Source organism: Nostoc sp. PCC 9305, from assembly GCF_963920915.1.
In the GTDB taxonomy this organism is placed as follows: Bacteria; Cyanobacteriota; Cyanobacteriia; order Cyanobacteriales; family Nostocaceae; genus Nostoc.
Window position 1 is genome coordinate 57,018 of sequence record NZ_CAWUDN010000020.1, and the last position, 11,812, is coordinate 68,829.

The 11,812-nt window shown below is 42.9% G+C and carries 11 protein-coding genes; 5 read left to right on the forward strand and 6 right to left on the reverse strand.

The window, feature by feature from the left end; translation table 11 throughout:
- Positions 1 to 16: 16 nt before the first annotated feature.
- The 6 genes from ACM0OX_RS09920 to ACM0OX_RS09945 all read right to left on the reverse strand — a co-directional run bounded on the left by ACM0OX_RS09920 (position 17) and on the right by ACM0OX_RS09945 (position 5,412).
- Positions 17 to 745, reverse strand: coding sequence for a hypothetical protein (locus ACM0OX_RS09920; RefSeq protein WP_414514726.1), 729 nt, complete (start codon positions 743 to 745; stop codon positions 17 to 19).
- Complete coding sequence (locus tag ACM0OX_RS09925) at positions 687 to 1,229, reverse strand: hypothetical protein (RefSeq protein WP_414514727.1); 543 nt, start codon at positions 1,227 to 1,229, stop codon at positions 687 to 689. Before ACM0OX_RS09925 ends, ACM0OX_RS09920 begins: the two co-directional genes overlap by 59 nt.
- The gene (locus ACM0OX_RS09930) at positions 1,226 to 3,964 is read right to left on the reverse strand and encodes a helicase HerA domain-containing protein (RefSeq protein WP_414514728.1); all 2,739 of its coding nucleotides are present in this window, start codon (positions 3,962 to 3,964) and stop codon (positions 1,226 to 1,228) included. The genes ACM0OX_RS09925 and ACM0OX_RS09930 overlap by 4 nt, the downstream gene beginning before the upstream one ends.
- Positions 3,958 to 4,296: a hypothetical protein gene (locus ACM0OX_RS09935; RefSeq protein WP_414514729.1), complete on the reverse strand. Its 339-nt coding sequence runs from the start codon at positions 4,294 to 4,296 to the stop codon at positions 3,958 to 3,960. Before ACM0OX_RS09935 ends, ACM0OX_RS09930 begins: the two co-directional genes overlap by 7 nt.
- A 2-nt stretch (positions 4,297 to 4,298) precedes the next feature.
- Entirely contained in the window at positions 4,299 to 4,769 is a 471-nt protein-coding gene (locus ACM0OX_RS09940; protein ID WP_414514730.1) for a hypothetical protein, read from the reverse strand.
- 331 nt (positions 4,770 to 5,100) lie between these two features.
- Positions 5,101 to 5,412, reverse strand: a complete 312-nt coding sequence (locus ACM0OX_RS09945; RefSeq protein WP_190900919.1) for a hypothetical protein — start codon at positions 5,410 to 5,412, stop codon at positions 5,101 to 5,103.
- A 506-nt stretch (positions 5,413 to 5,918) separates the two neighbouring features.
- On the opposite strand from ACM0OX_RS09945, the gene ACM0OX_RS09950 reads away from it, so the two are divergent.
- From ACM0OX_RS09950 to ACM0OX_RS09970, 5 genes are all read left to right on the forward strand, one after another.
- Entirely contained in the window at positions 5,919 to 6,245 is a 327-nt protein-coding gene (locus ACM0OX_RS09950; RefSeq protein WP_414514731.1) for a hypothetical protein, read from the forward strand.
- A gap of 63 nt (positions 6,246 to 6,308) precedes the next feature.
- Positions 6,309 to 6,959: an ATP-binding domain-containing protein gene (locus ACM0OX_RS09955; RefSeq protein ID WP_414514757.1), complete on the forward strand. Its 651-nt coding sequence runs from the start codon at positions 6,309 to 6,311 to the stop codon at positions 6,957 to 6,959.
- Between the two features lie 215 nt (positions 6,960 to 7,174).
- Positions 7,175 to 7,408 (forward strand): hypothetical protein, encoded by a 234-nt coding sequence (locus ACM0OX_RS09960; RefSeq protein ID WP_223280370.1) that lies wholly within the window; start codon positions 7,175 to 7,177, stop codon positions 7,406 to 7,408.
- Between the two features lie 574 nt (positions 7,409 to 7,982).
- A complete protein-coding gene (locus tag ACM0OX_RS09965) occupies positions 7,983 to 10,109 on the forward strand; it encodes an AAA family ATPase (RefSeq protein ID WP_414514732.1) in 2,127 nt (708 codons plus the stop codon).
- A gap of 1,024 nt (positions 10,110 to 11,133) precedes the next feature.
- A complete protein-coding gene (locus ACM0OX_RS09970) occupies positions 11,134 to 11,796 on the forward strand; it encodes a tyrosine-type recombinase/integrase (RefSeq protein WP_414514733.1) in 663 nt (220 codons plus the stop codon).
- Positions 11,797 to 11,812 lie beyond the last annotated feature (16 nt).

The following is an 11,812-nucleotide window of genomic DNA, read 5'->3' on the forward strand; positions in this document are numbered from 1 at the left end:
CGTTATGTTGACTTGATTATTGATTCTTCCAGAAGGAATCGTTAGCGGCGGCAGATTGAATGATTTGCCGAGTAGCGGCATTAGATTCCTGATCCTTCGTCGCCGCTTGCTCATCCATGCGACTAGAAATATCAGCAAGATTAATATTTGTAACAGCCAAGGAACGAGATTGTTTTTGCGCTTCTGCATGGATAGATTTGGCAATTACAACACTTTGTAAGTTTTGAATAGCGACCTTTTTGAGAATGTCTTGGGTAATGACATCATCCTGCGCGGCAGCAGCATTTTCGCTTGATTGGGCAGTAGCATCATTAGTTATTGCTGCCTCTTGCGATTGCACTCGTTGACCCTCAACTCCTAGTACTGATTCTGACTGACCGCGTGTATATTGCTGGTTCCAATCCTTAATAGCATTGTCGGCTTGAATGCGAGGGTCTAATATCAGCAACGCGCCTTCTTGTTTCTGAATCACTTTCTCGATATTCTTGCCAGCTTTTAGGGGATCGGGAATACCCAAATCACCAATACTAGATTCAATTGCCTGATTTAATTCAGCTTCTAACTTGCCCAAACTTTTAGTAAATTCTTTCTGATAATTACTAATGTAAGTCTGCAAGCTGCTATAGATTTGTTGGAATTGAGTTAAGAAAGATTGGTTTTGACTAGCTTGAGCATTGGCCCTGAGGCTAGAAAAGGATATCAAAATTGCTGCGCCTGAGATTGCGATCAATCGGTTGGTATTCAAGATACAAGTCCTCCAGGTCTACTACAAAGGGTTTTCTAGTGCAGAGAGATTTTACAGTTGCCTGTTTTTTGGGTAAATCAAAAGAAACAACATCAGCCATTAACGTTTTAGGTGATTCTTCCTTATTTAATAAACTGATAAAGAACGGATCATCGATAGGGTTAGCATTAGGCGGAAGGGTAGAAGCAGGGGATCGAAAAAGCATAACGTAATGTCCTGGGCTGGCGGATTCAGAGCCAATCCCCGGTTGCCTTAGCTCACGTAGTCGTTTATTTTGATACTTCAATGCCCTCAAACTAGGACTGTTTTTAACTGCGTTTTCGCCCAATTCCAAATACACGCCGCAGTCGTTCTTCGCATGAATAATAAATTTTGCGTATTGAGCTTGATTGTATTGCCAAACCTGGAAGCCTCCTATTGACACGACACCTGCTAGTATTGCCACCAATAGCTTATTTTGAATGACTGATGATAGAACCTTCATAATGGTTTTCCCTGTTTGATACACTCGACATAATATTTAGAAAATTCTGCCACCCATGTGAACTTGTCGCTGTGAATTTTCTTGAATTTATCTCGCGTGGCTTGTTCTTCTCTGCTATTGGCAACCAACGCCAGCAGGGGATAGGAGGGATAATAGCGGCAGCGCACATACTTGTTGTTATAGTCGAGCAACCACAACGTATATAGCTGCTGAATATTAGGGGCAAAGCTTTCGTTTTTATCGATAATTTCTCTAGGGATGCCCAGCAACTCAGAGAAACTATTAGCCGCGCCTGGGACAATACGCCCAATCAACCGCAATGGCATATTTTGTAATATTTGTTCTCCCGCCTCCGATTTAGCAATAGAAATGACATCCTGTGCCGCCAGAAACACCCGACAGCCTTGCTTTCTAGCCGTAGCGCATTTACGACCTGCAAGCCGTGATAATGCAGAAAATCCTAGCAATACGCTAGCCTCATCCATGAAAAATACACTATTGGGCGAGGAGAGGGATTGACGGGACGCGGCGATATATGCACTCATCCCGAACACTTCTGCATCTTTTCCTGATTGCAGATTAGTCAGTGCAAAGGTAATCAACTGGCTATCTGCTTGGAAGGTTGAAGGCTTGCAGATAGCGCTACCAATGCTACTAGCTTGCCAGTACTGTAACCGCAAGCGGATGTAATTTAACGCTTTTTCTACATTGTCGTCCTCATAGCCTAAATAAATGTACGCAAGCGAGAAGAATTTCTCCATATCTGCCAATGTCGGCGTATTCGCCCACTCTGGGGTGTTTATCCCTGCTTTTCGCGCTACTTCAAATCGCTCCTTGATGTCAGTATCTTCGTAAAAGGCTTTTGTACCCAAAGGGATTACAGATTCTATAGTTTGTGATAACAACCCATCAAACTTTTGCGTTCCTAAAACTAATTGAAGTACGATTAAATTAATATCATTTCGATGGGCTTTTGTCCTTTCCTCCCACTGCGACTCAGGAATCTTTGATAGGTCTAGCGGTTGTACAAGATTGTTTGATTCCTTTGAGATATCAAAGTAAAACCCATTAAAGTAGGGTGTAAAGTCTCCAAAGGTTCCTGAACCATCATCATTGGGCAAGTCAATCATTAATACTGACATTCCCAACGCCAAGCATTGATAAATAATAGAGGCGATGATTACCGATTTCCCACTCCCGGTAGTGCCGATTACCATCATGTTTTTCGGCTTTGACAAATCGATATAGACTGACGATTGCCCCTCATCAGCTACTAATTCAAAGCCTTGTTTATCGCCATGCGCTGTTTGAACGACTGGCGTTAAACCAATTACTTCACTGGCAAAGAAAGTGGCGCGTCTGTTGAAAGGAAAAGTTAGTTGTGGTCGCTGTCTCAACAGCAAAGTGTCAAGCCAGATTGACCATGTATATTGCATTTCTCTAATCAACTCGGCAGGCTGATTGATATACCCTGAAATCAGCCTACAAGCGTCGTCGATTTCGGAAGGAGAATTGCGATAAACAAGGATTATGACAGCTACATTTTCCGGGACATCACCCGTGTAAAGCTGTTTCTGAGCATCGACTGACCGCTCCGTATTAATTTGCGCTCCTACGTCAATAGTCTTTTTGCTGGCGCTAGCGGAGGCATTTATTGACCGCCTTGTAATTAATTGTTGGGTAAGCCTAATCATTTTTTGATCGGCTGGGCTAATCTCTGTAATTATTTCGACATCATAAATAACCTCGCGTGAGAATACGTCCCATAAAAAGCGTATTTGCTGATAGGTTGAAGCAAATACCTCTGGTTTTTGGGCAAGCGTCATTACGCCGATATACTTCTTTTTGTCAGTACTCTGGTGGGGCAAACATACCCATCGTCTATCAGCATGAGGTATGCCGTTATTCAGAAGTACCGATGTCGCGTGTAATTGGTCGTTATACCGCGATGGGTTAGGCGTGGCTTCGTTAATCTCCTCCCTTAATTCGCCAGTATCATAAACTAGAGCATGGGGCACTTTTACAGCCTTTGCACCCATTCTAGAAATTAGGTCGCCCCACAATTGCTTGTCTGATTTTGGCGAGGGAAATAAACCCATTTCCGATAGTATTTGTTGATGGCGCAAAGAGACAATTATCGCTTTTTCAAGAACTTTAATTAAGTTTTGAAGAGTGAGTTCGGTCGCTCCTGTTGGGGTGAATTTGCGCTGTAAAAAGTTTGCCAGCTTAACTATCGCTCTATCTACCGCGTCACCACCTTCAGTACCTCCTGGGCGGACAGTAAAAGTCGTGTAAATACTGAGCTTGATATCCTTGCGCTGATGATTACGTGTCAGTTCCTGCATTCGGGCAACTTGCCCCCAATCAAGAAACTCACTCTCAGGAGATACAGGGCTAGCTAGCCTCTGGCGATAGCTTTCAATCACTTTGTCTTCATCGCAAAACGAAGACCAACGAAAGGTGAATTTCTCACCCTCGGAGAACTCTTTACAGCCGTTCTCAAAAGCCTTGGCCATCGCCTCTAGTCTCTCTGATGAATTAAACAGTGGGTGAAAGCCAGTGCATTCATATCCGAATACTAATTGCAGGGTGTTGTTAGTGTCGCTTACTTGTTTTTTGCTCAACAAGTAAGCCCCAATTTTATAGTTACCCTTTTTCAATTTCACTAAGGTTGCTAGGTCTAGAAAGTCTTCAAAGGGTACTATTTTTTGATTACGAATGCTGCTTTTTACCATAGTTTAGGCATCCCCTTTGAACCCGCCCTTTTTTTGTTTTGGGGCGAAGAATATCTGACATAGCCGCGTGTGAAAGTTGGAACGCTTGGGAACACTCTTGACCAGAACAAGTAAGGACGTTTGCCAGATAAAACTATCACCGTAGCACTCAACCAAACACCAGCCAGCAGTCCCCAAACTATTCCTGCCCCAAACATAATCGCTATGATGAAGCCCACGCCAAACATAAACAAGGCGACTGCAAACTGAAAGCCAGTAAAAATGCCTATTGTTGCATTTTGACCAAGTGACTGATTCACCCGTTTCATGGGCGATTTATTGTACTCGCTCATCACTAGCAAGCGGCTGTAACGCCGTTAAATAAGATACTTTGAGCAATCCAAAGCACCAGGATTATGAAAAACACGCCTACGGGCTGTTGAACCATCTGCGTTACTTCCTGCCCTTCACCAATGCCGTTAGCAACCTTAAGCCCAGAAGCTACAAAGTATACAAACAAAAGCACTGTGATGGTTGCATTGATAACTGCGGGAAGTGCTTTAATGGCCGTAGTTGCCGCTGCCGCACCACCGCCACCAATACCACCAGCGCCGCCGAACATACAAGTCATTGCTGTCTGAGCCGAATCGAATAAGCCCCACCCATAAGAGGGCATTGACTGCATGACAATGATTGTCGCTGTACCCGCCGCGTAAATGTGATGCTGATACTTGCGCCCAATCGCCGCGAGCGCCTTAGCAAGAACTTGAGATTGTGTTCTTCGCACAGAATTATTAGATGCCAAGGCAATTACTCCTTTTTTCATTGTTCTAGGAAAAATCTAAAAATCACCAAGCCCCGTTGGGGTAAGGTGTGGGGTGTGGGAAGAAATAGCCCCAACAACCTTTTGTGTTTAACAAACTTTGGGGGTTTAAGTCCCCCTGCCTAATGACGGCAGCGCGTTTTGATGCCTCAGCTAAATCCACGTCACAAAACGTAATTGCGAATTGCGAATTGCGAATTGGTTTAAGTCCTGCATTTTAAGGCAATTGCATTGGTCGTGGTTTCAGAGCTACGTCCAATGCCGTCCTCACTACACCCCACACCCTACCCCCTTTTTCTTGACCTTATTACCGAAGTTGGAAGTAACAAAAAATCTACTTCCAACTTCCCACTTCTGACTTGTTTAATGCTCGTTGTTGAAATTCAATTTCTATGTCAGCTAAAGTATGTTCCCTAGCTAGTGAGCGAATTTCCTGAAGTACTGTAATGTGACACTCGTATAGCTTTGCATAGCCATCTAGACCACCTGTTTTTTTGTTGGTGAACTTCTGGAACTCTGGCAAGTACTTCCGAGCGATATTCAAGTATGCTTGTAGTTGTCTTGCAGAAACCTTTGGCTTTAACATCGCCGCAACTTCTGGTCTTGTTAGTTCTTCATTTTGCCAGGTAAACCTCCCTATCCCCATGACTCTGAGAACTTCTTGGAACTTCTAACTACATATAAAAATACCCGCCTTTTTTGTGGCGGGGAAGGGGACATTTTACCCAGTTAGGAAATATTTATAGGTAAAAAGCAACTATTTTTTTACCTTCGCGTTCCCACTTCTCATTCAAAAGCCAGCAAGTTATATGAACAACCTTCATTGGATTTCGATGCTTTTTTCCACACCTGAACCAGCTTCGGACGGTATCGTAACTTTCGTATCCTAATACGAATGCCATCTCTTGATAAGTTAATTTCCACTTCTTCTTAAACTCTATTGGGTGCATAGTATTTATTTGATACTTGCATAAGGAACTTATTTAATATTTATAACATAATTAATTAGTCAAATATTTATAATTTTGTGTCAGAGGATAAATAATCTTCTTATATTTATTTATCTTAATATCTTGATAAAAGATATTAGCTATTATCGGATTTATCCAATTTATCTATAATAGAGATGCTTTCTTTTAACCAATCAACTTTATGTCCAACACAGATACTAATTTTCATCAACTCTTTCAACCCAAAAGTCAAGTTAATGAAGATAACGAAAATCCCACCCTATTAGCCAATCGCCTAACTCCCACTGATGACCAAATCAAAGACTGGCTACAGTCACCACAAATCAAACAGTGGCTTACAAAGCTACTAATGGGCATACCGAATAATCTCAAGACAGAAGCGATAAATACCATAATCAAGAATGTTATACAAAACCCAGACAAAGACTCTCAAGTACAGTTCGGTAGTTCAACTATTGGAGTTGATGTTTTGCGCTGGCAGCTTTGGGCATCCTATAAATTACCTTAAAGCCGCTAAGAGCGTCTACGCGTAATCCAACTGAAAAACCGTTATGAAACTGTCCCGCCTGTGATGAATGGCGAGATCGGTCAGGTTATTGCTGTGGAGCCGGAAAAATTTCTGGTTACAATCTCTTGGGAGGGCGGTGCTGTTGTTAATTATTATCCTGGAGACTTCGAGCAAATTATGCACTCGTTTTGTATAACTTGCCACAAGAGTCAAGGTAGCCAATTTCCTTATGTGATTTTCCCATTGGTCAGGGCTAATTACCGGATGTTAACCCGTCAGCTGCTCTACACGACTATGACTCGCGCAATGGGTACATTCATCGCAGTTGGACAGCATGAAGCATTGAAAACTGCTGTCGCTACTGATAAACCCGCCCAGCGTTTTACTGGACTAACTAATCTCCTCATTTCACCTGTTGAGCAACTTAGTGAAATCTGGCAGAGTTTGAGCAACACCAGAAAAACCACTTGTACGACAACATCTTCCCCTACTGTTACTGTCGCTTCTAGGCTACAACAACGCCAACTGACTGCAACACCTGGACAGATGACTACTATTGGTAGTCTTGCACTACAAATGTATGAATCCAAGTATGGTTATCGTCCGTCAAAACAGCCCGAACTTGTCGGGAAGTTTCGCTTTAATACTTATCACTATGAAACTACCGCAATTGAGTTGATTGATTCAGCAATTGACGCAGTTCTGCTCCAATAATAAAACCCATGCCCAAAATGAGAACAACGGTCGCCAGGGCGAACGCACGGAATTTCTGAAACCCCTTCTGGATAAGGATCTTGACGAAAAAATAGGCTAGATTAAAAAACGCCGAAACCCTTGCTATTAAAGGATTCTCATACTTTAGATGCGTTTGCCCTGCAACGGTCCCATCCAACCAGACTACTCTTGAAGTACACTTTTAACTAACATTTATGGCTATTCCAGCAACACAGTTAAAGATCGGCCAATCAGTGAAGTATCTGATCGGCACTCGAAGCGGCATGAGTGCGGCAATAACCGATATCAGCAAATCATCTCTTAGTCTCAAAAATACTTATATTGTTACTTTGACCTTTGATGATGATTCACTACCAAATCACTTAAAAACACAACAACTAACTGTTTATGACGAATTGCTTGAAGGTTGTGAAATAATTACATTTTAAAAAATTAAAATATCGTTGGTTGCTCGGCATCGCAATTTGCCGACCAATGGTCGGCAAAAACTTAATTATGATTCTCAAAAACTAATCCTTTATATGAGCCAAGATCAAGGGTGTTAAAAAGAGCGGGAATTGGCAGACCACCATGCCAAAGGATGTCTGTGCCTTCCCTTATGCCCTCTGTATTACTTTTTTTGTAATATAAAACACTTTGCTTTACGCAATTATCACTACTGTATGCATCGCTATTTAGTAAAACTTTCTGCATTATACTCATCTAGGTAAATAGGCTAAATGAACCTACCATCAACCTAATTTGTTTACCTAGACAAGTATCATGATATAGCACGGGGGTTTTGTTCGATGTGAAAGTTGTATTTTTAACTGTGTAATTTACGACATCATACATAAACTAACTCGCAATCACCTAAAGTTCCTTCGCCCATTAGGGAGCATCTTGGCGTTCGTAAATAGAATTCGATAAAGTAAAATGGCACATCAAGTTGGGATAATCTCTTTTAGTCGATCAAGTTGGGATAATCTCTTTTAGTCGTAAATATTTTTACCCCTGACCAAGATGCCAGCGCCTTTAAAAGTTGACCTGTCACCAATAGAAGATCAAGCCCTACTAGCACTCACTCAAGCAAAAGGTATACCACCAAGAACTCAAAGTCGTGCCACTGTACTACGCTTATCAGCCGCTGGATGGACAGTGCTAAAGATCGCACAATACTTAAAATGGCATCCACAGACTGTACGCGACACAATTCATCGCTGGTACTGGGGCAAACTCGATAGTTTGTGGGATTGTTCGCGTCCGGGTCGCCGTCGCCGATGGCATAACCCAAATATCAAGTCTCTGCTTCAATTCAAAATATCTTTATTTAGCTATCAACTTATTTTTATTTTATTTTCTTACATTTCTTACATCTATTTAATGCTATTTCTCCACAGTCATGGCGTTTCTACTACTTATGCAGTCAAAATTTACAGGCATTACTTGGATGAAGCACTCGCTACTCTCACCAGCAATCCCTACCAGTTAGCTGCTGACATCTACGGTATTGGTTTTCTGAGAACTGATAAAATTGCCTTTAATTTAGGAGTTGCGCCTGATAGTCAGTTCCGTTACTGTGCTGGTTTAATTCATGTTTTGAACGAAGCTGCTGCCGATGGGCATTGCTATTTACCCCAGCCAAAACTCATTGAGAATGTTATAAAACTGCTGACTACAGCAGATCACACACCCGAAGAAGATGCCCTCGCTGATATTATCAAAGACATGGCACTCAAGGATGACTTAATCCGCGAGAAAAGCGAAGACCAAACGCTGCTATGTTATCTACCAACCTACTTTCATACCGAACAGAACCTTGCTCAATTAATACAATCTAGATTTTGCCAATCAGTTGCACAAGATATGCCTCGTGTTCGCGCCTGGATTGAGCGCTTCACCAAGAGTCATAAAATCAAACTTTCACCACAGCAACGGCTAGCGGTAGAAATGGCTGCATATTCAAGGGTAATGATTCTTACTGGTGGCCCCGGTTGCGGTAAAACTTTCACCACCCAGACCATAGTCTCTCTGTGGAAAGCAATGGGCAAATCTATCGCCTTAGCTGCGCCAACTGGACGCGCTGCTCAACGCCTGAGTGAAATCACACAACTCGAAGCCAAGACGATACACTGCTTGTTGGAATTTGACCCAAAGACAATGGGCTTCTTACGCGATAATCAAAACCCTTTACCCCATACCGCAATTGTCGCGCTAGAAGCTAGTATGCTTGATTTGTTTCTGGCATCTTCTTTGGTAAAGGCGATACAATACGGTTCCCAACTACTGCTAGTGGGTGACGTTGACCAGTTACCCTCTGTTGGTCCCGGTCAAATCCTTGCTGACTTGATTAATTCTGGTCACATTCCGGTGGTGCGGTTGACCAAAGTATTTAGGCAAGCCCAACAGAGCGCAATTATCACCGCTGCTCATCAAATTAACCGAAGCCACTTTCCCACAATTGAACCGATTTCCGATAATCCCGTGTCTGAGTGTCTGTGGCACGGCGGCGGTCATCACCCCAAACATGGTCTTAAAGCAATATCCGAAATCATTACAGACTTGATTCCACGCCTGGGTTACAATCGAGCTACTGATGTCCAAGTGCTTTGCCCCATGTCGCGGGGTTTGCTTGGGACTCGTAACCTCAATACCGTATTGCAGCAGTTGATTAATCCGCCCAGTCCCGACAAAGTAGAGATTACCAGGGGCGGGAATTTATTACGAGAAGGCGATCGGATCATTCAACTGACTAATGATTATAATCACGAAATTTTTAATGGCGACTTCGGAATTATCAAGTCCATTGATCTTGAAGAGATGGAAGTTACTGTACAGTATGGTAAGCATACTGTCGTTAGAACCAGAGCAGACTTAAATCAAATTGCCCTCGCCTGGAGCTTCACCATTCATCAAAGCCAGGTTTCAGAATTTCCGGTAGTAATTCTGCCAATTTATACGCAGCCTTATATGATGTTGTCTCGTAAACAGTTTTACACAGCATTAACTTGTGCCAAGCAGTTAGCGATTGTCGTTGGTTCCAAGAAAGCGATATCCAAGGCTTTGCGTTCTACTGACGGCCAACTGCGATATACGCGATTACAGCAGCGGTTGGAAAGCGCTTTTTTGCACCCGACGATTGCAATTTAGAAATGTTCAATTTAACAATTTCACCCGGCTTGCGGTTGTTGCTCTCAATCAAGAGTGAAAAAAGAAGTAGCTAGCTGTGCTTTCGCCCACAATGAAGAGGCATGGGGAAACAGGTCAGTTCCCCATGCCGTGGAATGAAGGAGAAACATGGGTCTGAGTCCCCACTTCAACAAGAGTGGCTCTCATACCCTACGGGATTGAGCGCAACAGGCGGGGCCGAATCCCCTTTCTGTTCTATCCCCCTTGCCTCTTCTTCAACAACTACGATTCCGTCGAAATCCTCAAGCTCCCGTTTGCGGTTCTAGAAAAAAGTGTCTCAAACACAAAGCAATCAAACTACTCTCAAAAAAATAAACTCAAAATGACTCTATAGTTTTATGGCGTGATAGCGATTAAAGAGTGGGCTATCCAAATAAGGCTTCATTTAGCACCGAAGCAACAAAAGCAGGGGAGAATTTTGTCCAAATTCTTTAAAATAAGCACCTTTGCCCGTTTTATTTAACCAAAACATACATCTGTAATCTTTGTGTAGTCAACTGTTAGAAGTATGCTCTTTGTCCTTATATATCACTTATTAACTATAAAGTCATTTTTAGTTTATTTTTTTTACCTATTTTTAGGTTTTTCAATATAGGTGTATTTTTAGGGGGAACCACAAAAAAAAGATACCAGCTGTGTTCTTAATTGCTTGTTGTGCGGCGTGGAGCTGGATCGTACTTTCGTATCTTTATGAGCGGGTAAGTGCCTTACCACCCAAATCGGGAAAATTGACTCGCCTGAACATGAAGCGATCGCCCGCTGCGCTACTTAACTAGATACCTACACTTGAAAACAATGGCGGCAGTGGGCTAGTACAGTATTAATACAAAGCATCTGCGGCGATTATTTTTCAAAGGAGCGTGCCTTTGTGCGATACCTTACCTTCTCTACGATATCTACGCGAACGGTAAACGTTCCGCAGGAAAGCTGTCACCGATGCCTGAGATAATGGGAAAAGACCGGGGGTGGTTTCGGGAGAGCAAAGTTGAAGATTGATAGACATGGGAGAGCAAAGATTCTCTCGCCAGAAGAAATTCAACTTCTGTTCTCGCAGGGGGTAGACTCGCTACGAGACAAAGCGCTGTTTGCAGTCATGCTTTACACAGCGTGCCGGGTGAATGAAGCAGTGACATTGCTTAAGCGCGATGTCTATGACACCAAAGGAAAAGTCAGAGCCAAAATCATCTTTCGCAAAGGTAACACGAAAGGGAAACTGGCTACCCGTGCCATCCCGGTAATTCAAGAATTGCGAGTCAGGTTGCAAGCATATAAACCGCGTGATGATTCTCCTTGGTTGTTCCCTGGAAATGCTGACCACTCAAGAGCCAATAACCACCTGCACCGAGATTCGGCACTGTGGATATTGAGAGTCGCTTGCAAAAAAGTAGGAGTTGAAGGCGTAAGCTCTCACAGCTTTCGGCGCACAGCACTCACCTCAATGAGTAATGCCGGAATTCCCTTAAGAGTGATTCAGGAAATCTCTGGGCATCGCACGTTGGACGAGCTATACAAGTACCTGGAGGTGAGAGAAGATCAAATATTGGGAGCGGTATCATCTTTAGCGCTACTTGCTCCGGTTGATGAAGACGACTTCGGGAAACCCCTGTTAGTCGAAGTGACCGATAATTCAGTAAGGAAAAGGCATTGACCCCATTTTACCAAAA